18 protein-coding genes are annotated in these 23,039 nt (G+C 71.9%); 15 read left to right on the top strand and 3 right to left on the bottom strand.

The window, feature by feature from the left end:
* Nucleotides 1-258: 258 nt before the first annotated feature.
* Genes ACZ7P3_RS04690 through ACZ7P3_RS04665 form a run of 6 tightly spaced genes read left to right on the top strand, consistent with a single transcriptional unit; the run spans nucleotide 259 to nucleotide 9,754 of the window.
* Nucleotides 259-1,548: an ABC transporter substrate-binding protein gene (locus ACZ7P3_RS04690; RefSeq protein ID WP_472078955.1), complete on the top strand. Its 1,290-nt coding sequence runs from the start codon at nucleotides 259-261 to the stop codon at nucleotides 1,546-1,548.
* An 8-nt stretch (nucleotides 1,549-1,556) separates the two neighbouring features.
* Complete coding sequence (locus ACZ7P3_RS04685) at nucleotides 1,557-2,453, top strand: carbohydrate ABC transporter permease (RefSeq protein ID WP_472078954.1); 897 nt, start codon at nucleotides 1,557-1,559, stop codon at nucleotides 2,451-2,453.
* Nucleotides 2,450-3,412: a carbohydrate ABC transporter permease gene (locus tag ACZ7P3_RS04680; RefSeq protein ID WP_472078952.1), complete on the top strand. Its 963-nt coding sequence runs from the start codon at nucleotides 2,450-2,452 to the stop codon at nucleotides 3,410-3,412. The genes ACZ7P3_RS04685 and ACZ7P3_RS04680 overlap by 4 nt, the downstream gene beginning before the upstream one ends.
* A gap of 31 nt (nucleotides 3,413-3,443) precedes the next feature.
* Entirely contained in the window at nucleotides 3,444-4,724 is a 1,281-nt protein-coding gene (locus tag ACZ7P3_RS04675) for a glycoside hydrolase 5 family protein (protein ID WP_472078951.1), read from the top strand.
* The gene (locus ACZ7P3_RS04670) at nucleotides 4,697-6,703 is read left to right on the top strand and encodes an endo-beta-N-acetylglucosaminidase (protein ID WP_472078950.1); all 2,007 of its coding nucleotides are present in this window, start codon (nucleotides 4,697-4,699) and stop codon (nucleotides 6,701-6,703) included. The genes ACZ7P3_RS04675 and ACZ7P3_RS04670 overlap by 28 nt, the downstream gene beginning before the upstream one ends.
* Nucleotides 6,704-6,733: 30 nt before the next feature.
* Nucleotides 6,734-9,754: an alpha-mannosidase gene (locus ACZ7P3_RS04665; RefSeq protein ID WP_472078949.1), complete on the top strand. Its 3,021-nt coding sequence runs from the start codon at nucleotides 6,734-6,736 to the stop codon at nucleotides 9,752-9,754.
* A 5-nt stretch (nucleotides 9,755-9,759) separates the two neighbouring features.
* Here ACZ7P3_RS04665 and ACZ7P3_RS04660 read toward each other — a convergent pair whose 3' ends face one another.
* Together ACZ7P3_RS04660 and ACZ7P3_RS04655 are read right to left on the bottom strand one after the other, a co-directional pair.
* Nucleotides 9,760-10,380 (bottom strand): LysR substrate-binding domain-containing protein, encoded by a 621-nt coding sequence (locus ACZ7P3_RS04660; RefSeq protein WP_472078948.1) that lies wholly within the window; start codon nucleotides 10,378-10,380, stop codon nucleotides 9,760-9,762.
* Between the two features lie 133 nt (nucleotides 10,381-10,513).
* Nucleotides 10,514-11,215: a FadR/GntR family transcriptional regulator gene (locus ACZ7P3_RS04655; protein WP_472078947.1), complete on the bottom strand. Its 702-nt coding sequence runs from the start codon at nucleotides 11,213-11,215 to the stop codon at nucleotides 10,514-10,516.
* A 165-nt stretch (nucleotides 11,216-11,380) separates the two neighbouring features.
* Between ACZ7P3_RS04655 and ACZ7P3_RS04650 the strand changes: the two genes are divergently transcribed.
* The 8 genes from ACZ7P3_RS04650 (at nucleotide 11,381) to ACZ7P3_RS04615 (ending at nucleotide 19,360) form a co-directional block, all read left to right on the top strand.
* A complete protein-coding gene (locus ACZ7P3_RS04650) occupies nucleotides 11,381-12,454 on the top strand; it encodes a sugar ABC transporter substrate-binding protein (protein WP_472078946.1) in 1,074 nt (357 codons plus the stop codon).
* Entirely contained in the window at nucleotides 12,451-13,956 is a 1,506-nt protein-coding gene (locus ACZ7P3_RS04645; protein ID WP_472078944.1) for a sugar ABC transporter ATP-binding protein, read from the top strand. The genes ACZ7P3_RS04650 and ACZ7P3_RS04645 overlap by 4 nt, the downstream gene beginning before the upstream one ends.
* Complete coding sequence (locus ACZ7P3_RS04640; RefSeq protein WP_472078943.1) at nucleotides 13,949-14,974, top strand: ABC transporter permease; 1,026 nt, start codon at nucleotides 13,949-13,951, stop codon at nucleotides 14,972-14,974. Before ACZ7P3_RS04645 ends, ACZ7P3_RS04640 begins: the two co-directional genes overlap by 8 nt.
* Nucleotides 14,975-15,012: 38 nt before the next feature.
* Complete coding sequence (locus tag ACZ7P3_RS04635; protein WP_472078942.1) at nucleotides 15,013-16,353, top strand: L-fuconate dehydratase; 1,341 nt, start codon at nucleotides 15,013-15,015, stop codon at nucleotides 16,351-16,353.
* Nucleotides 16,350-17,105 carry an SDR family NAD(P)-dependent oxidoreductase gene (locus tag ACZ7P3_RS04630; RefSeq protein WP_472078941.1) on the top strand — a complete coding sequence of 252 codons (756 nt, stop codon included), beginning with the start codon at nucleotides 16,350-16,352 and terminating at the stop codon, nucleotides 17,103-17,105. Before ACZ7P3_RS04635 ends, ACZ7P3_RS04630 begins: the two co-directional genes overlap by 4 nt.
* Nucleotides 17,102-18,067 carry an aldo/keto reductase gene (locus ACZ7P3_RS04625; RefSeq protein ID WP_472078940.1) on the top strand — a complete coding sequence of 322 codons (966 nt, stop codon included), beginning with the start codon at nucleotides 17,102-17,104 and terminating at the stop codon, nucleotides 18,065-18,067. Before ACZ7P3_RS04630 ends, ACZ7P3_RS04625 begins: the two co-directional genes overlap by 4 nt.
* Before the next feature lie 63 nt (nucleotides 18,068-18,130).
* The gene (locus ACZ7P3_RS04620) at nucleotides 18,131-18,445 is read left to right on the top strand and encodes an L-rhamnose mutarotase (RefSeq protein ID WP_472078939.1); all 315 of its coding nucleotides are present in this window, start codon (nucleotides 18,131-18,133) and stop codon (nucleotides 18,443-18,445) included.
* A 75-nt stretch (nucleotides 18,446-18,520) separates the two neighbouring features.
* Nucleotides 18,521-19,360: an amidohydrolase family protein gene (locus ACZ7P3_RS04615; RefSeq protein ID WP_472078938.1), complete on the top strand. Its 840-nt coding sequence runs from the start codon at nucleotides 18,521-18,523 to the stop codon at nucleotides 19,358-19,360.
* Here ACZ7P3_RS04615 and ACZ7P3_RS04610 read toward each other — a convergent pair.
* On the bottom strand, nucleotides 19,348-20,769 hold the full coding sequence (locus tag ACZ7P3_RS04610; protein ID WP_472078937.1) for a lipase maturation factor family protein: 1,422 nt from the start codon (nucleotides 20,767-20,769) through the stop codon (nucleotides 19,348-19,350). The genes ACZ7P3_RS04615 and ACZ7P3_RS04610 overlap by 13 nt on opposite strands.
* Nucleotides 20,770-20,932: 163 nt before the next feature.
* On the opposite strand from ACZ7P3_RS04610, the gene ACZ7P3_RS04605 reads away from it, so the two are divergent.
* Complete coding sequence (locus ACZ7P3_RS04605) at nucleotides 20,933-23,020, top strand: SpoIIE family protein phosphatase (RefSeq protein ID WP_472078936.1); 2,088 nt, start codon at nucleotides 20,933-20,935, stop codon at nucleotides 23,018-23,020.
* Nucleotides 23,021-23,039: the final 19 nt, after the last annotated feature.

The raw sequence follows: 23,039 nt of genomic DNA, 5'->3' as shown, positions 1-23,039 counted from the left end.
TGCGGGTGATCGCCTTTCCGGCAACTCGGCTCTCCTCTGCGACGGTCCGGTCCCGGCCAACTGCTAATGCGCTTGAGCAGACTTACCCTAAAGCGCATTAGTGATCGACGGCAATAGCCTCCACTGACCGCTGTGAGCTGGGATTTTGAGCCACTAATGACTTTAGCTGGGTCGAATCCATTGACGCGTCCCGGAAACGGTGTGCACAGTCTGGCCCGGCACCTTCGGCCACATCCCACACAAAGGAGCGCAGCCGCCGTGCGCATCTCCCGCAGAACCTTCGCCGCCGCTGCCGTCGCCCTCGTCCTGCCGCTGAGCGCCTGCGGCTCGGGCGGTGACGACGGCGGCTCGACCGACGCCTCGGGCAAGGTCGAGGGCGACATCACCTTCCAGACCTGGAACCTGCGCGCCAACTTCAAGCCCTACTTCGACGGCCTGGTCGCGGACTTCGAGAAGAAGTACCCCGGCACCCATGTGAAGTGGATCGACCAGCCCGCCGAGGGCTACGCCGACAAGATCAGCGCCGACGCGGCCGGCGGCACCCTGCCCGACGTCGTCAACGTCTCCCCGGACCTGGTCGCCCCGCTCGCCAAGGCCGGCCTCGCGCTCGACCTCGACAAGGCCGCGGGCAAGTACAGGACCGCATACCTGGACGGGGCCTGGGCCAGTCATCGGGTGCCCGGCCTGAGCGGCACGTACGCCTTCCCCTGGTACCTGAACACCGGGCCGCTCTTCTACAACAAGTCCCTGTTCACCAAGGCCGGCCTCGATCCGAGCGCGCCGCCGAAGACGTACGGCGAACTCTTCGCCGACGCCCTGCAGATGGCGAAGAAGACCGACGGCAGGGTCGCCACCCTCGCCAACGTGCCCACCATCGAGGACTTCGGGCGTTACGGCGCCCGGCTGATGAACGAGGGCGGGACCGGGTTCGCCTTCAACGACGCCAAGGGGGTCGAACTGCTCACCAAGTACAAGGAGCTGTACGACGCCAAGGCCCTCGACCCCCAGGCGCTGACCGCCACCCCGGAGTCCACGGGGAAGAAGTTCCTCACCGAGGCCGTCGCCATGAACCCCGGCAGCGCACTCGACCTCGGGAACTTCAAGAAGCAGGCGCCCGATCTGTACCGGAACATCGGCATCACCGACCAGATCACCAGCACCGGGCACGCCAACATGTACGTGATGGGCGTGATGGTCAACTCCCGCACCAAACACACCCCGGCCGCGGTCGCCTTCGCCCACTTCGTCACCGACGCACAGAACCAGATGTCCTTCGCCAAGAAGGTCGCCATCTTCCCGAGTACCGCAGGGTCCCTCGACGATCCGTACTTCACCAAGGAGGACGGCACCGACGAGACAAGGGTGCGCGTCGCCGCCGCCAAGTCCCTGAAGAGCGCGGTCAATTACACGCCGGTGCTGTTCAGCGACCAGATGAAGACCGCGCTGCGCAACGAGGTCGCCAAGGCCCTCCAGGGCAAGGAGAGCCCCGGGGCGGCGCTCGACAACGCTGTCAAGGCGTGCGACCGGCTCCTTGCACAGCAGGGCTGAGAGACGCCATGGCCACCCCCACCGCCCCGACCCGCGTACGACGGCAACTGCCCACCAGTCCCTGGCTGTTCGCCGCACCGGGACTGCTCGTCACCGGCGTCTTCGTGCTGTACCCGTTCGTGTCGACCGTGGTGAACTCCTTCACCGACCGCCGCACCCTGATCCCGGGCCGCTTCGTCGGCCTCGCCAACTTCCGCGAACTGCTGCACGACGACATGTTCTGGACGGGCCTGCGCAACAGCACGCTGTACGTCGTCGGGGTCGTACCGGCCCTGGTGGTGCTGCCGCTGCTGCTCGCCCTGCTGGTGCAGAAGAACATCCCCGGCATCACCTTCTTCCGGTCCGCCTTCTACACGCCCGTCGTGGCCTCCATCGTGGTCGTCGGACTGATCTGGGTGTGGCTGCTGGACGAACGCGGCCTGGTCAACTCCCTGCTGGAGACGGTCGGGATCGGACGCGTCGGGTTCCTCAGCGACCAGTGGCTGCTCCTGCTGAGCGCCATGGCCGTGACGGTGTGGAAGGGCCTCGGCTACTACATGATCATCTATCTGGCCGCGCTGGCGAACGTGCCCCGCGAGCTGCACGAGGCCGCCGCCGTGGACGGGGCGGGACCCGTCCGCCGCTTCTTCACGGTCACCGTGCCCGCCGTGCGCTCCACCATGGTGCTGGTCGCCGCGCTCTCCTCGGTCGCCGCGTTCAAGGTGTTCTCCGAGGTGTACCTGATGGCCGGCCCGAGCGGGGGACCGGCCGGCGAGGACACCACCCTCGTGATGCTCGTCCAGCGCACCGGCACCGGTCTGACCGGCCGTGTCGGCTATGCCTCCGCCCTCTCCGTCGTCGTGTTCGCCGTCACCGTCGCCCTGATGCTGCTCGTCCTGCGCGCCGACCGGAGGGAGGAGTCATGAGCGTCCTGGAGCAGGAGAAGAACGAGCAGCGGGGGAAGCGGAAGGAGAAGGGGAAGCGGAAGGAGAGGGGGAGGGCACGGGCCGGGCGGGAACACGCGGTCCGCGAGCGCCGCGTCACCGACGAGCACGGCCGCCGCATCCGGCCGTGGGAACTGGCCCTGCGCTATGTGCTGCTGCTCGCCGTGCTGGCACTCACCATCGGCCCGTTCCTGTGGCAGCTGTCCACCTCCCTCAAGGGCCCCACCGAGAACATCTTCAGCTCACCCCCGACGTTCCTGCCCGGTCACCCCACTCTGCACAACTACCGGCGGGTCGCGGACACCGTCCCCGTATGGGACTACGCCCTGAACTCGCTGAAGGTCGCGAGCGCGAACGTGGTGACCAACTGCGTGGGATCGGCACTGGCCGGGTACGCCCTGGCCCGCCTGCGCTACCGCGGCCGGGGCGTGGCCACCCTGGCCTTCGTCCTTGCGATGCTCGTGCCCGTGGAGGGCATCATCATCGCCCAGTTCACGACCATGCGGGAACTCGGCCTGAACAACACGCTCGTCGGGGTCGTGCTGCCCGGTTCGATCGGCGCGATGAACGTGCTGCTGATGCGCAACGCCTTCCGCAACCTGCCGTACGAGATCGAGGAGGCCGCCTACGTCGACGGCGCCGACGTCTGGCAGCGCTTCTGGCGCATCGCCCTGCCGTCGGTGAAGGGCACCCTCGCCGTCGTCGCGATCTTCGCCTTCATGGGCGCCTGGGACGACTTCCTGTGGCCGCTCATCGTGCTCAGCGACCCGTCCAAGTTCACGCTCACCATCGGCCTCAACTATCTCCACGGCACCTTCGCCAACGACGAACGCCTGGTCGCCGCCGGCACCGTCATCGCCGTCGCACCGCTCATCGCCCTCTTCGCCTGCCTGCAGCGTTACTTCTTCCGCGGGGTCGGCGAGGGCGCCGTCAAGGGCTGAGCCCCGTACCCTCCGCGCAAGGACACCCCGTATGCCTCCTGCCGTGCGCTTCGGCGTCAACTACACCCCCAGCGAAGGGTGGTTCCACCACTGGCTCGACTTCGACCTGGACTCCGTGCGCGCCGACCTCGACGCCCTGGCCGCCCTCGGCCTGGACCACATCCGCGTCTTCCCGCTGTGGCCCTACTTCCAGCCGAACCGCACCCTGATCCGCCCGCGCGCCGTCGACCAGCTCGTGGTCCTCGCGGACGCGGCCGCCGAACGCGGCCTGGACGTCAACGTGGACGGACTGCAAGGCCACCTGAGCAGCTTCGACTTCCTGCCCGCCTGGACCCGCACCTGGCACCGGCGCAACCTCTTCACCGACCCTGACGTGGTCGACGGCCAGGCCGCCTATCTGCGCACCCTCGCCGCGGCCCTCGCCGACCGGCCCCACTTCATCGGCATGACCGTCGGCAACGAGATCAACCAGTTCGCCGCCGGACCCCACCCGGACCCCGACCGCATCACGGCCCAGGACGCCGAGCGCTGGCTCACCCGGATGCTCACGGCCTGCGCCGAGGGCGCCCCGGACCGGCTGCATCTGCACGCCTCCTACGACGCCGCCTGGTACCAGGACGACCAGCCCTTCACCCCCGGTCACTCGGCCCGCCTCGGCGCCGTCACCGCCCTGCACTCCTGGGTGTTCAACGGCACCGCCCAGCGCCACGGCCGTACCTCCGTGCCCGTGGAGCACCACGCCGCCTATCTGGTCGAGCTGAGCAAGGCCTGGGCCGATCAGCCGCACCGGCCCGTGTGGCTCCAGGAGGTCGGCGCCCCCGCGCCCCTCGTGCCCGCCGAGCACGCGGCCGCGTTCGCCCGGGCGACCGTGAACAACGTTCTGGACTGCCCCGATCTGTGGGGCGTCACCTGGTGGTGCTCCTACGACGTCTCCCGCGAACTCGCCGACTTCCCCGGGCTCGAGTACGGGCTCGGCCTGTTGACCAACGACCGGCGGCCCAAGGACATCGCGCGCGTGCTGGCCGACGCGGCCCGTGCGCACCACGCTCCCCCCGAGGTGCGCGCCACGGCCCTCGTCGTCCCCGCCGACCCGGACCGCCGCTCCCGCTGTGCCCCCGGCGGGCCCGTCTTCGACGCCTTCTTCCGGCTCGTCGCCGACGGCGCCCGCCCCACGACCGTCCTGGACACCCGCGCGGACGACAAGGAACACCTCGCCGCGCGCGGCATCACCGAAGTCGTCACCACCGACCAGGTACTCCCCACCCCACAAGGAGGCACTTGCTCGTGCACCCCACCAGACGCACCGTCCTGATCGCCGGCGCCGCGGCGGCCCTGCTCCCGGCCGCCCCCGCCCTCGCGGCCGCCCGCCCGAAAGCCCCCGCCGCCCCGCCGTACGCCTCGTACTGGTACCCGGACACCTTCCCCTCCGGCAGCCCGGGGACCGGCATCACCTGGCGGAGCCTGAAGGCCTGGCGCGCCGCCGACGACACCGACCTGGCCTTCAACGCCGCGTCCGTGCCGCTCACCGCCCGCTTCACCCCCACCCCGGCCAATGCCACCGCCCGGTCGGGACAGGCCCGCATCCAGTCCCTGGTCTCGTTCGGACCGACCTCCTCCAACCCCTCCCAGGGTGCGGCCACCGCCGACTACTACGCCCTCACCCACTGGGCCTACCTGGACGAGCTGGTGTTCTGGGGCGGCTCGGCGGGCGAGGGGCTCATCCTGGCGCCGAACGCGCCGGTCGTGGACGCGGCCCACCGGCACGGCGTGCCCGTCCTCGGCACCGTCTTCCTGCCGCCCACCGCCTACGGCGGCCGGCTCCAGTGGACCCGCGACCTGGTCCAGAAGGACTCCTCCGGGCACTACCCGCTCGCCGCTCAACTCGTCGCGGTGGCCTCGGCGTACGGCTTCGACGGCTGGTTCGTGAACGCCGAGACGGACGGCGGGAACACCGCGCTCGGCACCGCCATGCTCGGGTTCATTAAGGAGCTGAAGGCGCGCGCGGCGGCCGAGGGACAGCGGGTGACCTGGTACGACGCGATGACCGTGAACGGCACGGTCAGCTGGCAGGGAGCGCTGAACAGCCGGAACCAGGCCCTCTTCCAGGCCGCCGACGACATGTTCGTCGACTTCCGCTGGAGCGCGTCGACCCTGGCCGCATCGGGAACCAGGGCCGGACAACTGGGCCGCAGCCGCTACGAGCTGTGGGCCGGCGTCGACGTCGAGTCGAACGGCTCCGAATCCTCGGTGGACTGGGACGCGATGGTGCCGTCCGGGAAGGCCCACGTCACCTCGATCGGCTTCTACCGGCCCGAGTGGACCCGTGACCACCTGCCCTCCGGGCAGCGCGCACCACAGGACTTCCACGCGGCCGACGACCGGTTCTGGACCGGGCGCTCGCTCGATCCGGCGCGCCCGGACCCGAGTGATCCGTGGCGGGCGCCGGCGGTCTCGGTGGCCGACAGGTCGACGGTGTCGGCGCTGCCGTTCGCCAGCGTGTTCAACACCGGCCACGGGCTGCGGTGGTACGAAGAGGGGTCCGTCACCTCGGACGCGCCCTGGCACCACCTCGGGCTCCAGGACCGGCTGCCGTCGCGGCGGTGGGCCGTACGGACGGCGGGGCAGCGGCCGGCCGTCTCCTTCGACTTCGCGGACGCGTGGCGGGGCGGGAGCAGCGTGCTGGTCTCCGGTGCACCGGATCAACCCGTGGTGGTCGACCTGTACACCACCAGGCTGCCGATCGGTACGGACACGGTGGTCGAGCTGACGCACCGCACCGACGCCGGGAGCGTGAACGTCGAGCTGGCCGTCGCCACCGCCGAGCCGAGCGGCGCCGGTGCGCCACCGCCGTACACGTATCTGCCGGTGAGTTCGGCCACCGCCTGGCAGACCTCGGCCGTACGGCTCACCAGTCTGTCGGGGCCGGTCCACGCCCTCGGTGTCCGCCTCACCGCTCCCGGCGGCGGCCCCGTGCGCTGGCGGCTGGGCGGCCTCGCCGTCCGCGACACCGCCGCCGCCCCGGCGGCCCCCGTGGACCTGCGGATCACCGCCGCTTCCGGGGGCGACCTGCGCTTCGCCTGGGGCGCCGCTCCAGGCTCCGTGCGCCACTACGAGCTGCACCGCCTCCTGCCGGACGGCAGCCGCCGCTTCCTCGGCGGCACCTGCCAGCGCGCCTTCTTCGTCTCCGGCCTGCAGCCCGCACAGGGAGAGACGGCCGGACGATTCGAACTGCGCGCGGTGGGGGAGCTGTACAACGCCTCGACTCCCGTGACCGTCACCCACCCCTGGTAATCATCCGGAACCCAGCAGGGAGCACCTCGCATGCATGACGACCGCAATCTGGTCGAAGCCCGCCTCCGGCGCGTCCTCGACGAACGCATCCGCCCCGCCGTGTACCCCGAGTCCGTGCCGCTGCAGGTCGCGGTGTGGCACGCGCCGGGGGAGCCGGTACCGGTCGCGGAGGGGCTCGCGGCCGAGCCCGCGCCGATCGAGGTGGGCGCCCGGTGGGGTGCTCCCTGGGGCACCAGCTGGTTCCGGGTGACCGGGACCGTGCCCGAAGGCTGGGCGGGCCGGACCGTGGAGGCCCTGCTCGACCTGGGCTTCGACGAGAACATGCCCGGCTTCCAGTGCGAGGGACTGGTCTACCGGCCCGACGGCAGCCCGGTCAAGGGCCTCAACCCGCGCAACCAGTGGGTGCGCATCGGCGCGCCCGTCGCGGGCGGGGAGGAGGTGCGTCTGCACATCGAGGCCGCCTCCAACCCGGTCATCCTGGACTACCACCCCTTCCGGCCCACCCGGCTCGGCGACAGGGACACCGCCGGGCGCGAGCCGCAGTACACGCTCACCCGGATGGATCTCGCCGTCTTCGACGAGACGGTCTGGCAGCTGGTGCTGGACCTGGAGGTGCTCGGCGAGCTGATGGCCGAGCTGCCCGTGGACTCCGCGCGCCGCTGGGACATCCTGCGCGCCGTCGAGCGGGCCCTGGACGCCGTCGACCTGCAGGACGTGGGCGGCACGGCGGCCGGGGCCCGGGAACGGCTGACCGGTGTGCTGGCCGCCCCGGCCGTACCGTCCGCGCACCGGATCAGTGCCGTCGGCCATGCGCACATCGACTCCGCCTGGCTGTGGCCGCTGCGCGAGACCGTGCGCAAGGTGGCCCGTACCACCGCCAACATGACCGCGCTGATCGAGGACGAGCCGGAGTTCGTCTTCGCCATGTCACAGGCGCAGCAGTGGGCGTGGGTCAAGGAGCACCGGCCCGAGGTGTGGGCGCGGGTGAAGAAGGCCGTGGCGGAGGGGCGGTTCGTGCCGGCCGGCGGGATGTGGGTCGAGTCGGACACCAACATGCCCGGCTCGGAGGCGATGGCGCGTCAGTTCGTGCACGGCAAGCGGTTCTTCCTCGACGAGTTCGGCGTCGAGAACGAGGAGGCCTGGCTGCCGGACACCTTCGGCTTCGCCGCCGGACTGCCGCAGATCATCAAGGCGGCCGGCTCCAAGTGGCTGCTCACCCAGAAGATCTCCTGGTCGCGGACGAACACGTTCCCGCACCACACCTTCCGCTGGGAGGGCATCGACGGCACCCGGATCTTCACGCACTTCCCGCCCGTCGACACCTACAACTGCTCCATGAAGGGCAGCGAGATCGCCCACGCGGCACGGAACTTCAAGGACAAGGGCAGGGCCCGGCACTCCCTCGCGCCCACCGGCTGGGGCGACGGAGGCGGCGGCACCACCCGCGAGATGGTCGCCAAGGCGGCCCGGCTGCGCGACCTCGAAGGATCGGCGACCGTCGGCTGGGAGACACCCAAGGCGTTCTTCGAGAAGGCCGAGGCCGAACACCCCGAACCGCCCGTCTGGGTCGGCGAGCTGTACCTGGAGCTGCACCGCGCCACCCTCACCAGCCAGGCGAAGACCAAGCAGGGCAACCGCCGCAGCGAACACCTGCTGCACGAGGCCGAACTGTGGGCGGCCACCGCCGCCGTACGCACGGCAGCCCCCTACCCCTACGAGGAGCTGGACCGGATCTGGAAGACGGTCCTGCTGCACCAGTTCCACGACATCCTGCCCGGCTCCTCCATCGCCTGGGTGCACCGGGAGGCACGGGCGACCTACGAGCGGATCGCCGCCGAGCTGAACGACCTGATCGAGTCCGCGCAACGCGCGCTCGCGGGCGAGGGGCGGACGCCCCTCGTCTTCAATGCCGCCCCGCACCCGCGTGCCGGTGTCCCGGCCGGCGGAGCGGCGACGCCGCACACCGAGGGCGTGACGACGCTCGGGCCGCGCCCGGACGGCGGACACGTCCTGGACAACGGCCTGCTGCGGATCGAGATCGACGGCCGGGGCCTGGTGGTCTCCGCCCACGACATCGAGGCCGACCGCGAGACCATCGCCCCCGGCGCCGCCGCGAACCTCCTCCAGCTCCACCCCGACTTCCCGAACATGTGGGACGCCTGGGACGTCGACGAGTTCTACCGGAATACGGTCACGGACCTCACGGACGCCGACGCGGTGACGGCCGGTGAGGACGGCGCCTCGGTGCGGATCGTACGGTCCTTCGGCGCCTCGCGGGTCACCCAGGTACTGGCCCTGCCGCCGGGAGAGCGGCGCCTGGTGCTGGACACGGAGGTCGACTGGCACGAGACGGAGAAGTTCCTGAAGCTGGCCTTCCCGCTCGACCTGCACGCCGAACGGTACGCGTCGGAGACCCAGTTCGGGCACTTCCACCGGCCCACGCACACCAACACCTCCTGGGAGGCGGCCAAGTTCGAGGCCTGCAACCACCGCTTCGTCCACCTGGCGGAACCCGACTGGGGCGTCGCCGTCGTCAACGACTCGACGTACGGCCACGACGTGACCCGCACGGTCCGCACCGGCGGCGACCGCGGTACGACCACCACGGTACGGGTCTCCCTGCTGCGCGCCCCGCGCTTCCCCGACCCGGAGACCGACCAGGGCGTCCACCGCTTCCGGCACGCCCTGGTTCCCGGCGCCGGGATCGCCGACGCGGTCCGCGAGGGCTGGCGGATCAACCTGCCCGAGCGCGCCACGACCGGTGCCGGGGAGGTCGCCCCGCTGGTGACGGTGGACAACGACGCGGTCGCCGTCACGGCCGTGAAGCTCGCCGACGACGGCAGCGGGGACGTCGTGGTCCGCTTCCACGAGGCCCATGGCGGCCGGGCCCGGGCCACGCTCACGGCCGGTTTCGCGGTCGCGGACGTCACCGCGACGGACCTGCTGGAGCGGCCCTGCGCCGACGGCGAGCCGCCGGTGCGGGACGGCGAGCGGATCGGCGTACGACTGCGGCCGTTCGAGCTGATGACGCTGCGGCTGCGGCGGGCCTGAGGCCGTCACCCGCCGTCGGGCGCCAGTTCGGCGAGGCGGTCCAGGACGTGGCGGGTGCCCGGGTGCCCGCCCGTCCCGGTCCGGTGGACGGCGTGCACGCTGCGCCGTACGGCCACCCGCAGCGGATGCACGCTCAGGCCCGGCGCGCCGGGGTCGGGCAGGGCGAGCCGGGGCACCAGGGCGACGCCGGCGCGGCGGGCGGCCAGCGCGCACAGCACGGCGAAGTCCGCGGCGACGGCGACCGGACGGGGCACGAACCCGGCGGCCCCGCAGGCCCGTTGGGCCATCTCGTGGCAGGCGGTGTCGGCGCCGGGCAGCAGCCAGGCGGCGTCCGCGAACGCGGCGAGGTCGGCGGTCGCACCGGGCGCCAGGCCGCGGCCGGCCGCCTCGGCCGGGTGCAGGACCAGGAACACCGGCTCCTCGAACAGGTCCCGGCGCTCACAGCCGGCCGGGAGCGGACGGGGCAGCAGGCTGTAGGAGTGGGTGACCGCGAGGTCCACCTCGCGCCGGCCGAGCGCGGCCTCGGCCTGGTCGGGCTCGTGCTCGACCAGCTCGATCAGCGGGGCCCCGGGATCGACGGGACCGTCCGGGTCCGGCCACAGCCCCGGCAGCAGGACACGGGCCATCGGCGCGAACCTGCTCGCTCTGGAGCACGTGCTGTCGACTGCGGACAACATCGTCGATGACCCGCCCACGCCGTTCCCCGACTACGCGGCAGACCTCGTGGGACGGACTTCCTGGTCGTTCTGGTGGGACTGGCTAGCTGCCGAGCTGTGCCCGCAGCCACTCCTCCACCTCGCTGACGTGCGCGGCCGCCGCCGCGCGGGCCGCCTCCGGGTCGCGGGCGCGCAGGGCGCGGTGGATGGCGGCGTGCTCGCGGCGGGTGCGGGCGAAGGCGCCCTCCTCCTGGTAGCCGCGCCAGACGCGGGCCCGGAAGGTGCGGGAGGACAGGCCCTCCAGGATGGCGGCCATGGTCTCGTTGCCCGCGGCGGCCGCGATCTCGCGGTGGAAGGCCAGGTCGTGGGCGAGGATCTCCTCGGGGTCGTCGGTGGCGTTCATCGCCGTCAAGTGCTTCTCGACTTCGGCGAGTCGGTCCTCGGTGATGCGGGCCGCCGCGAGCGCGGTCGCCGTGGACTCCAGGATCCGGCGCACCTCCAGCAGCTCCACCAGCCGCGGCCCCCGGGACAGATCGGCGACCACCCCGAACGTCTCCAGCAGGTCGCCGGCCTCCAGCGCGGTGACGTAGATGCCGGAACCGTGCCGGGCCTCCAGGACGCCCAGGACCGTCAGCGCCCGGATCGCCTCGCGCATCGAACTGCGGGAGATGCCCAGCTGGGCCGCGAGATCGCGCTCGGTGGGCAGACGCTGGCCCGGCTCCAGCAGGCCCTCGCCGATCATCGCCTTGATCTGCTCGATGGCCCGCTGGGTCACCGTGGCCTTCTGCGGTGCTGCCTCGTCCACACCACTCCTCCCGTCGCTGGGTGCGTCGCAGTCTAACCAGCAGAGTGGTCAGACCACTACGCGTCGACAGTGGGGAAAATTGGCGTCGCAGGGTGTTCTCGCGCCTGAGTGGTCTGATAAGTATCCAGGCATCTGCTCGGAACACGCTCGATGAGGAGCCGCGAGATGCCCGCCAGAACAGCGAGGAAGCGCAGCAGGTCATGGATCACCGGCGCGGCGGCTGTGGCCGCCGGCGCCTCGCTGCTGCTCACCGCATGCGGCAGTACGAAGGACACCGGCGCCTCCAGCGCCGGCGGCGGGGACGGCTCGGGCAAGGTCGGGGTGATCCTGCCCCTGCTGACCTCGCCGTTCTGGCAGTCGTACAACGACTACGTGCCCAAGATGGCCAAGTCCGAGGGTGTCGACGCGCTGAAGACGGTCAACTCCAACAGCGACCCCTCGCAGCAGATCACCGACATCAACAACGAACTCAACCAGGGCGTGAAGGGACTGGTGGTCGCCCCCCTGGACAGCGCCGCCATCCAGGCCGGACTCGACCAGGCCGGACGCAAGGGCGTACCGGTCGTCGCCGTGGACGTCGCGCCCGACAAGGGCAAGGTCGCCATGGTGGTCCGCGCCGACAACGTCGCCTACGGCGAGAAGGCCTGCGACTACCTAGGGCAGCACGTCACCAGCGGCAAGGTCGTGCAGATCATGGGCGACCTCGCCTCGGTCAACGGCCGCGACCGCTCCGAGGCCTTCCGGGCCTGCGTGAAGAAGAAGTACCCGAAGCTCAAGGTGCTGGAGATCCCAGCCAAGTGGGAGTCCGACACCGCGGCCGCCAAGCTGGACACGCTGCTGGGCGCCAACCCCGACATCAAGGGCATCTACCTGCAGGCGGGAGGCGTGTACCTCGCGCCGACGCTGCAGACCCTGAAGTCGAAGAGCATGCTGAAGGCGGCGGGGCACCAGGGCCACATCGTCATCGTCTCCAACGACGGCATCCCGCAGGAGTTCGACGCCATCCGCAAGGGCCAGATCGACGCCACCGTCTCCCAGCCCGCCGACGCCTACGCCCGGTACGGCCTGTACTACGTCAAGGCGGCCATGCAGGGGAAGACGTTCAAGCCGGGTCCGACCGACCACGGGTCGACCATCGTGAAACTGCCGAGCGGCATCCTGGAGGACCAGTTGCCCGCGCCCCTGGTCACCAAGGAGAACGTCGACGACCCGAAGCTGTGGGGCAACACGGTCAAATGAGCACACCACGCAGCGCCCCACTCGTGGAAGCCCAGGGGATCGTCAAGCGCTACGGGCCCACGGTCGCCCTCGCCGACGGCCGGCTCACGGTGCGGCCCGGCGAGTCCCACGCACTCGTCGGCCGCAACGGCGCGGGCAAGTCCACGCTGGTCAACGTCCTCACCGGGCTCCAGGCCCCGGACGAGGGCACCGTACGCTTCGACGGCGAGACGGCACCCGCGCTCGCCGACCGGGACGCCTGGCGCCGCAAGGTCGCCTGTGTGTACCAGAAGCCCACGGTCGTGCCGGAGCTGACGGTCGCCGAGAACCTGTTCATCAACCGGCAGCCGCTGCACCGGGGCTTCATCAGCTGGCGCCGGCTCAGGCGCGAGGCCGGCGAGCTGCTCGCCACCTGGGACGTGCACGTCGACCCCGAGGCGCGCACCGCCGACCTCAGGGTCGAGGACCGTCAGATGGTGGAGATCGCCCGGGCGCTGAGCTTCGGGGCACGGTTCATCGTCCTCGACGAGCCGACCGCCCAGCTCGACAACCGGGAGATCGAGCGGCTGTTCGGCCGGATGCGCGCCCTGCAGGACTCCGGGGTCACCTTCCTGTTCATCTCGCACCACCTCCAGGAGGTGTACGAGGTCTGCCGGACGGTGACCGTCCTGCGCGATGCCCGCTGGATCACCACCGCCCCGGTCGCCGAACTGCCCCGGGCCGCGCTGGTGGAGGCGATGGCCGGAGAGACCGTCGCCGAGCGGGCGGCGACCGTGCGGGACACGGTGGCCGACGACGCGCCGGTCGCCCTCGAAGCCCACGGGCTCTCGGGGGCGTCGTACGCGGACATCGACCTCACCGTCCGCCACGGCGAGGTGGTCGGCGTGGCCGGCTCCAGCGGCAGCGGGAAGACCGAGCTGGCCGAGTCCCTCGCCGGACTGCACACGCCGATGAGCGGCACCGCCCGGCTGGACGGCCGCCCCCTCCCGTTCGGCGACGTCCAGGCGGCCCTCGGGGCCGGTGTCGGCTGCGTACCCCGCGACCGGCACGAACAGGGCCTGGTGAGCAGGATGAGCATCGGCGACAACGCCACCCTCAGCGTCCTGGGCCGCCTGGGCCGCTACGGGTTCGTCGGCACCCGGCGCAAACGCGGCGTCGCCGCCGAGCTGATCCGACGCCTCGACATCCACGCCGAGGGCCCCGACCAGCCCGTCTCCGACCTCTCCGGCGGCAATGCGCAGAAGGTCGTCATGGCCCGCGCCCTCGCCTCCGACCCACGTCTGCTCGTCCTGATCAACCCCACCGCCGGAGTCGACGTGAAGTCCAAGGAGTCGCTGCTGGCCCGCATGGACAGCGCCCGCGAGGACGGCACCGCGGTCCTCGTCGTCTCCGACGAACTCGACGACCTGCGGCGCTGCGACCGCGTCCTCGTCCTCTTCCACGGCCGGATCGTCGCCGAGCACCCGGCGGGCTGGCACGACCACGAGCTGATCGCCTCCATCGAAGGAGTGGACCATGGCTGACACCAAGGCCCCGCCGCTCACGCCCGCCAAGGTCCCGGACGCCCGCTCGGCCAAGGCCGTCCTCCTCCGCCGGGCCCGCGAACTCGCCCTGGTCCCCGCCCTGTTGCTGCTGATGGTGCTGGGCGCGTTCGTCAACGACTCCTTCCTCACCGAACGCAACATCATCTCGATCCTCGGCGCCTCCGCGGCCCTCGCCATGGTGGTGCTCGCCGAGTCCCTCGTCCTGATCACCGGCAAGTTCGACCTGTCGCTGGAATCCGTGGTCGGCATCGCACCCGCCGTGGGCGCCCTTCTCGTCCTGCCCGCCGCCCAGTCCGGCTGGGGCACCGAGTGGCCCACCGCGCTCGCCCTGATCGCGATCCTCGTCGTCGGCGCGGCGATCGGCGCCTTCAACGGCATCCTCGTGGTGAAGTTCAAACTCAACGCCTTCATCGTCACCCTCGCGATGCTGATCGTCCTGCGCGGACTGCTGGTCGGCGCCACCAAGGGCAAGACGCTGTTCGGAATGCCCGACGCGTTCTTCACCCTGGCCACCACGACCTTCCTGCGCGTCCCGATGTCCGTGTGGCTGGCGGCGCTCGCCTTCGCGGTCACCGGTCTCCTCCTGCGCTACCACCGGGTCGGCCGCGCCCTGTACGCCATCGGCGGCAACCCGGACGCGGCCCGCGCGGCCGGCATCCGGGTCGACCGGGTGATGCTCGGGGTGTTCGTGGCGGCCGGGGTCCTCGCCTCCGTCGGCGGGCTCCTGCAGACCGGGTACGTCGGCGCGATCAGCGCCAACCAGGGCAACAACATGATCTTCACCGTGTTCGCGGCGGCCGTGATCGGCGGCATCAGCCTGGACGGTGGCAAGGGCACCATGTTCGGCGCCCTCACCGGCGTCCTCCTGCTCGGTGTCGTGCAGAACCTGCTGACCCTCGCGCAGGTGCCCTCGTTCTGGATCCAGGCCATCTACGGCGGGATCATCCTCGTCGCCCTCATGATCGCCCGCGTGACGACGGGCCGGGCCCAGGACTGACCCGAGCCACCCACCGCCTCCCGACGGAAAGGACTTCAGTGTCCCAGGCCCCCGCCCGCATCACCGCGGTCGACACCCACGACATCCGTTTCCCCACCTCGCGCGAGCTGGACGGATCCGACGCGATGAACCCGGACCCCGACTACTCGGCGGCCTACGTCGTCCTGCGCACGGACGCCGCCGACGGGCACGAGGGGCACGCCTTCACCTTCACCATCGGGCGGGGCAACGACGTCCAGGTCGCCGCGATCGACGCGCTGCGGGGCCATGTGCTCGGCCGCCCGGTCGAGGAGCTGTGCGCCGACCCCGGCACACTCTTCCGGGACCTGATCGCCGACAGCCAGCTGCGCTGGCTCGGGCCCGAGAAGGGCGTGATGCACATGGCGATCGGGGCCGTCGTCAACGCCGTCTGGGACCTCGCCGCCCGGCGGGCCGGAAAGCCCCTGTGGCAGCTGCTCGCCGACGCCGAACCGGAGTGGCTGGTCCGCCAGATCGACTTCCGCTACATCACCGACGCGCTCGCCCCCGAGGAGGCCCTCGACCTGCTCAGACGCGGCAGGCGAGGAGCGGCCGACCGCAGGGCCCGCCTGCTGGAGCACGGCTTCCCCGCCTACACCACCTCCCCGGGCTGGCTCGGCTACGACGACGACAAGCTCACCCGGCTCGCCGCCCAGGCCGTCGCCGACGGCTTCCGGCAGATCAAGCTCAAGGTCGGCGCCGACCTGGAGGACGACGTACGGCGCTGCCGGGTCGCCCGTGCGGTCGTCGGACCGGACGTCCGCCTCGCCGTCGACGCCAACCAGCGCTGGAACGTGGACGAGGCGATCGCCTGGACCAGGGCACTGGCCGCCTTCGACCCGTACTGGATCGAGGAGCCCACCAGCCCCGACGACGTCCTCGGGCACGCCGCGATCCGCCGCGCGGTGACCCCGGTCAAGGTCGCCACCGGCGAACACGTCCACAACCGGATCGTGTTCAAGCAGATGCTCCAGGCCGGCGCCCTCGACATCGTCCAGATCGACGCGGCCCGCGTCGCCGGCGTCAACGAGAACCTCGCCATCCTGCTCCTCGCGGCCAAATTCGGTGTCCCCGTCTGCCCGCACGCCGGCGGGGTCGGGCTGTGCGAACTCGTCCAGCACCTGTCCATGTTCGACTACCTGGCCGTCTCCGGGACCACCGAGGACCGGGTCATCGAGTACGTCGACCACCTCCACGAGCACTTCCTCACCCCCGTGGTGATCCGCGACGGCCACTACACGGCCCCCACCGCGCCCGGCTTCTCGGCCGCCATGCGCCCCGAGTCCCTGGCGCGGTACACCTTCCCCGGCGGCACCTTCTGGGCCGCCGACCCCGACACCCGGAAGGGGCAGGCGGCATGAGCGACTTCGAGGGTCTCAGGGCCCTGGTCACCGGCGGCGCGTCCGGGATCGGCCGGGCCACCGCAGACCTCCTCGCCGAGCGCGGGGCCCGGGTCGCCGTGCTCGACCTGGACCCGTCCCCGGTGGACAGGCCACTCCTGGCCCTGCGGGCCGACGTCGGCGACGACACCTCGGTGCGGACGGCCGTGGAACAGGCCGCCGAGGCCCTCGGCGGCCTCGACGTCCTGGTCAACAACGCCGGCATCGGCGCCCAGGGCACCGTCGAGGACAACGACGACGAGGAATGGCACCGCGTCTTCGACATCAACGTCCTCGGCATGGTCCGCACCGCCCGGGCCGTCCTCCCGCACCTGCGCCGCTCCCGTCATGCGGCCATCGTCAACACCTGCTCCATCGCGGCCACCGCCGGTCTGCCCCAGCGCGCCCTGTACAGCGCCACCAAGGGCGCCGTGTACTCGCTGACCCTGGCCATGGCCGCCGACCACGTCCGCGAGGGCATCCGGGTCAACTGCGTCAACCCCGGTACGGCGGACACCCCGTGGGTCGCCCGGCTGCTGGACGCGGCCCCCGACCCCGCCGCCGAACGGGCCGCCCTCCGGGCCCGCCAGCCCACCGGCCGCCTCGTCTCCGCGGCCGAGGTCGCGGGCGCCGTCGCCTACCTGGCCAGCCCCCTGTCCGGCGCCACCACCGGCACCGCCCTCGCCGTCGACGGCGGCATGCAGGGCCTCCGGCTGCGCCCGGCGGCCCGGTGAACCCCCTGGGCCGCAGCGGCGTCAAGGTCGGCCCGCTCGGCTTCGGCGCCGCCGGGATCGGCAACCTCTACACCCCGGTGGACGACGAGCAGGCGTACGAGGCGGTGACCGCCGCCTGGGAGCACGGCATCCGCTACTTCGACACCGCGCCCCACTACGGCCTCGGCCTCTCCGAACGCCGCCTGGGGGCGGCCCTGCGGGCCCACGACCGCGCCGCGTACACGGTCTCCACCAAGGTGGGCCGCCGCCTGGATCCGGCCGACGGCACCGGGGACGACCTGGCGAACGGCTTCGCCGTCCCCGCCGTCCTGCGCCGCGTCTGGGACTTCAGTGCCGACGGCGTCCGGCGCGCCCTGGAGGCGAGCCTGGACCGGCTCGGCCTCGACCGCGTCGACGTCGTCTACCTGCACGACCCCGACGACCACGCCGAGCAGGCCTTCCGCGAGGGCTATCCCGCCCTGGAGAGGCTCCGCTCCGAGGGCGTCGTCGGCGCCATCGGCGCAGGGATGAACCAGACCGGGATGCTCACCCGGTTCGTCCGCGACACGGACGTGGACGTGGTGCTCTGCGCCGGCCGGTACACCCTGCTCGACCAGAGCGCAGCGACCGGGCTGCTGCCCGAGGCGCTCGCGCGGGGCGTGTCGGTGGTCATCGGCGGCGCGTTCAACTCGGGCCTGCTGGCGGACCCGATGCCCCGGTCCACCTACGACTACGGCCGTGCGCCGAAGGAACTGCTGGAGCGCGCCCTGAGGCTGAAGGAGATCGCCGGCCGGCACGGCATCACCCTGCGCGCCGCCGCCCTGGCCTTCTGCTCCGCACACCCCGCCGTCGCCTCCGTCCTGGCCGGCGCCCGCTCCGCCGCCGAAGTCCGCGACAGCGCCGCGCAGTTCGCCACTCCCGTCCCGGCCGCCTTCTGGCAGGAACTGCGGGACACCGGTCTGCTGCCCCCCGAGGAGCCGTGATGAGAGTCGCCCTGCCCCCGCGAGGAGCGTCATGAGAGTCGCCCTGCCCCGCCGAGGAGCGTCATGAGAGTAGCCCTGCACACCAAGGTCCGCGCGGACCGCATCGACGCGTACGAGGCCGCCCACCGCGAGGTCCCCCGAGAACTCACCGATGCCATCCGCGCCTCCGGCGCCACCTCCTGGACCATCTGGCGCAGCGGCACCGACCTCTTCCACCTGCTGGAATGCGAGGACTACGCCCGCCTCCTCGCCGCACTCGAACGGCTGCCGGCCAACGTCGTCTGGCAGGCCCGCATGGCCGAACTGCTCGACGTCGTGCACGACTACTCCGTCGACGGCGCGAACGCCGGACTGCCCGTCATCTGGGAGCTGCCGTGACCGTCGGCGCCCACCACCATGTCCGGGAGCTGCCGTGACTGCTGTCCGCGCCCACCATCTCGTCCGGGAGCTGCCGTGACCGTCGACGCCCACCACCACGTCTGGGACCTGTCCGTCCGGGACCAGGACTGGATCACCGGTCCCGAACTCGAACCGCTGCGGCGGAACTTCGGCCTCGCCGACCTGGAACCCGCGGCCCGCGCGGCCGGAGTGGACCGTACCGTCCTCGTCCAGACGGTCACCGTGCTCGAGGAGACTCCCGAACTCCTCGCCCTGGCGGACGCACACGACCTGGTCGCGGGCGTCGTCGGCTGGACCGACCTCACCCGCCCGGACGTCGCCGACGAACTCGCCCGCCTGCGCGATCTCCCCGGCGGGCGCTTCCTGAAGGGCATCCGCCACCAGGTGCAGAGCGAGCCCGACCCCGAGTGGCTGCTGCGGACCGACGTGCGGCGGGGCCTGACCGCCGTGGCGGAGGCCGGCCTGGTCTACGACCTGGTGGTCCTGCCCCACCAGCTCCCGGCCTGTGCCAGGGCGGCCGCGTCCCTGCCCCGGCTCACCTTCGTGCTGGACCACTTGGGCAAGCCCCCCATCGCCTCGGGGGAACGCGAACCCTGGGCGGCCCATGTGCGCGCCCTCGCCGCACTTCCCAACACCGCCGCCAAACTCTCCGGCCTGGTCACCGAGGCGGACCCGGCCTCCTGGACGAGCGCCGACCTGCGCCCGTACACCGACACCGCCCTGGAGGCCTTCGGACCCGACCGCCTGATGTTCGGCTCCGACTGGCCGGTGTGCACCCTGGCCGCCGCCTACGCCGATGTGCACGCCGCAGCGCGGGAGCTGACCTCGGGCCTCGGCGCGGCGGAGCGCACCGCCCTGTACGAGGGCACGGCGCGGCGCGTCTACGACCTCTGAGCGACCCCCGCCAGCCGCGTCGGCGGCAGGTACTCCCGTACGTACGACCGCTGCCAGCACGCCCCCGTCTGCCGCAGCTCCCGCCAGGTGCTGTAGCGGTAGCGGAAGAGGCGGGCGCGGATGTAGCGGGGCGGGGCGTCCGGCGGGAACGGCGAGCGCCGCAGCAGCCTCAGCGTGTCCCGGTCGTTCTCCAGCAGCCGTTCCACCAGACCGCCGAACCAGTCGCCGGCGTAGGCCGGGGACAGCGCGGCGAACCACATCAGCCAGTCCAGGCGCAGATGGTAGGGAGCGAACTGGCGGGGCCAGCGCCGCACGTCGCCCGGCTTCCCCTTGAACGCGTACTCCCGCCAGTCCGAGTCCTCCCGCGGTACGTCGTCCCGCGTGCCCTCGACCACCACCTCGTAGCGGATCCGGCTGACCGTGCCGAACGCGCCGTAGGTGTTCACCAGGTGCAACGGGTCGAAGGAACGGTTCATGACCTGGCGGCGGGAGATCATGTTCACCACCGGGTGGTAGCTCAGGTACACCAGGAGCGCGGCGAGGGCGAGCACCACGGCCTCGTACCACAGCGGCGCCGCGGCGACGGACGGTGCCGTGGCGGGCAGCCGGAGCGCGGACAGGGCCAGCACGATGGTGATCCAGTTCAGCCAGGAGAAGTTGCCCGACAGCACCAGCCACAGCTGGGTGACGATCATCAGCGCGGCGGCGGCCGAGGCGATGGGCTGCGGGGTGAACAGCAGCACCGGCACGACCAGCTGGGTGACGTGGTTGGCGGCCACCTCCACCCGGTGCAGCGGCCGGGGGAGGTGGTGGAAGAACCAGCTCAGCGGGCCCGGCATCGGCTGCGTCTCGTGGTGGTAGTGCAGGCAGGTCAGCTTGCGCCAGCACGTGTCGCCCCGCAGCTTGATCAGCCCGGCCCCGAACTCGACCCGGAACAGGATCCAGCGCAGCAGGAACAGCACGACGACGGGCGGCGCGACCTCGTCGTTGCCGAGGAACGCGGCCAGGAAACCGACCTCCAGCAGCAGCGACTCCCAGCCGAACGCGTACCAGGTCTGGCCCACGTTGACGATCGACAGGTACAGCGCCCACGGCACCAGCCACAGCACGATGCCGGCCCACAGCGGCAGCAGGGAGTCCGCGCCGGCCAGCAGCAGCGCCGACACCGCGCAGCCGGACCAGGCGCAGGCCGCGAAGAAGCGGTCCGAGTAGTGCAGATGGAACAGGCTCGGGGTCCGTCTGAAGGGGGCCCGCGCCGTGAAGCGGGGGATCGGCAGCATGCCGCGCTCGCCGAGCAGGGCCCGGAACTGGAGGGCGGCCGTCAGGAAGGCCACGAGGTACACCCCGGCCAGGGCCCGCTGGAAGACCAGCCGGCTCAGCCAGTAGTCGGGTGCGGTGAACCAGTCCACGGCGGTGCGCTCCTGCCTCCATTGTGGCCGTCGGGCCGGCGGTGCGCCGGGAAGGCCTCGTCACTCCGGGTACCGCACCGCTGCGCCTGCGTAACCTCGGCGCCCGAGGAGGCCGGACCCCGTCCCAGTCGAAGAATCGGGCAAACCCTGGCAAGGTGGCCCCATGGCTGATCGGGGAGCGAGCGCCCCGTCACTCACCGAGGACTGGCCCGCCCATCCGGGGCCGATCCTGGCGCTCAACCGTATGGGCAGCTTCGACTGGGACCTGGACGCGGGGCTGTTCCACATGGACGCCATGGCCCACCAGGTGTTCGACGTCCTCCCCGAGGAGTACGACGGCCGGCCGGAGTCCCTGGCGGTCCGGGTGCCGCCGCCGGAGGCCGCCCGCCTCGACGCCATCGTCGCCCAGGCCATCAAGGACGGCAGCGAGAACTACGGCGCCTACTTCCGCATCCGCTGCCGCGACGGCACCCCCCGCTGGACCCACACCCAGGGCTACATCCGGCGCGACGAGACCGGCCGGCCGCGCCGGGTCGTCGGCATCGTCCGCGACGCCACCGAGGAACTCGCCGACGGCGAGGCGCGCAGCGTGCGGGCCGCCCAGGACCAGGCCTTCCGCCATCAGACCAGCGTCGTCCAGGTCATCTCCGCCGCCCTCGCCCACGCCCGCACCGTCCAGGACGTGATCGACATCCTCAAGGACGCCCACGGCATCCGCCATCTCGGTGCGGCGAGCCTTGTCATGGGCCTGGTGGAGGCCGGCCGGATCAGGCTCATCGCGGAGGGCCCCGCGGGCAGCTTCGTGCCCGGCACCCGGATCACCCGGATCGACGAGCCGTATCCCATGAGCGAGGTCGTCCGCACGCTCGCCCCGCGCTTCATCGAGTCTCCCGAGGAGTTCGCCGAGGGCTATCCGATCCTGTGGCCGCACATCACCGACCTGCACATTACCTCGGCCGTCTATCTGCCGCTGATCGCCCAGGCCCGCCCGGTCGGCGCCATGGGCCTGCTCTACAACGACCGGCAGGGCTTCTCCAGCGAGGAGCGTGCCGTCCTGGTGGCGCTCGGCAGCAGCATCGCGCAGAGCCTGCAGCGTGCCATGCTCTACGAGCAGGAGAAGGACCTCGCCCAGGGTCTCCAGCAGGCGATGCTGCCCCGCACCATCCCGAGCGTCCGCGGCGCCGACGTCGCCGTCCGCTACCGCGCCGCAACCGCCGGGAGCGGCCTCGGCCGGGACATCGGCGGCGACTGGTACGACCTGATCCCGCTGCCCGGCGGCCGGGTCGGCGCGGTCATCGGCGACGTCCAGGGGCACGACACGCACGCGGCGGCCGTGATGGGCCAGCTGCGGATCGTGCTGCGCGCCTACGCGGCGGAGGGACACACCCCGGCCACCGTGATGGCCCGCGCCTCCGTCTTCCTGCACGAACTCGACACCGACCGCTTCGCGACCTGCCTGTACGCGGAGGCCGACCTGTCCACGGGCGTCGTCCAGGTGGTCCGGGCCGGGCACATCGACCCGCTGCTCAGAGACACCGACGGCACCTGCCGCCGGGTCGCGGTGGAGGGCGGCCTGCCGCTCGGCCTCTCCGCCGAGTTCGGCCGGCTGGAGTACCCCGTCTCCACACTCGAACTCGAACCCGGCCACACCCTGCTGCTGTGCACCGACGGGCTCGTCGAGCAACCCGGCACCGACCTCGACGACGGGATGCGGTCCCTGACGACCCTCATCGCCAAGGGCCCGGACGAGGTGCGCGACCTCGCAGCCCGGCTGATCGAGGTGGCCGAGGAGCGGGGCGGGGACGACGACGTGGCGCTGCTCCTGCTGCGCCGCCGGATCCCCGAGGCCCCGCGGGCCGGCGGCCGGCTCCGGCAGCATGTGGCCCCGGGAGACCCGGAGGCGCTCAGCCACGCCCGGCACATGATCCGTGCCGCGGTCCGCGCCTGGGGCTGCCGGGACCGGGCCGACGAGATCGAACTGGTCGCCGACGAGCTGGTCACCAACGTCCTGATGCACACCGAGGGCTCGGCGATCGTCACCCTGCGGGGTCTGGAGGGCAGCGACCGGCGGCTGCGCGTCGAGGTCGAGGACTCCTCCAGCGCCCTGCCGCGCCGCCGTGACGCGGGGGAGGACGGGGTATCGGGACGCGGGCTGCTCCTCGTCGACCGGCTCGCCGACGTGTGGGGCGTGGAGGCGCGCGGCGGCGGCAAGTGCGTGTGGTGCGAGTTCCTGGTGTCCCCGCGCACCTGACCGCACGAGCCCCGGATGG

Source organism: Streptomyces sp. NPDC107581, assembly GCF_055657175.1.
The sequence above is the reverse complement of the archived record's forward strand: the minus strand, read 5'-3'. Positions and strand labels throughout refer to the sequence as shown.